We start from the raw sequence: 225 nt of genomic DNA, 5'->3' as shown, positions 1-225 counted from the left end.
TGTACCTCTGTCAATAGAGTAGACACAAAGAATCGAGAAAATTATGCGGCAGATCGGTACATACGTTCGTACTCATTGGGCGTAGAATACCCAATCGCAGAATGGATTCGTTTTCCATTGTAGAAGCAGGTAATATATTCAAAAATGCGTTTCTTGGCTTGCTTGCGTGTTTTGAACTTCTCCAAGTAGACAAGTTCTTTCTTGAGCACACTGTGAAACGATTCG

At 40.9% G+C, this 225-nt stretch carries 1 protein-coding gene; it reads right to left on the bottom strand.

Translation table 11 applies throughout. The features are described from left to right. Nucleotides 1-41: 41 nt before the first annotated feature. On the bottom strand, nt 42-225 hold a 184-nt coding region (locus MJ257_RS24745; RefSeq protein ID WP_240271809.1), incomplete at its 5' end, for an IS3 family transposase.

It is taken from the genome of Paenibacillus timonensis (assembly GCF_022427145.1).
Lineage (GTDB): Bacteria > Bacillota > Bacilli > Paenibacillales > Paenibacillaceae > Fontibacillus > Fontibacillus timonensis.
The sequence above is the reverse complement of the archived record's forward strand: the minus strand, read 5'-3'. Positions and strand labels throughout refer to the sequence as shown.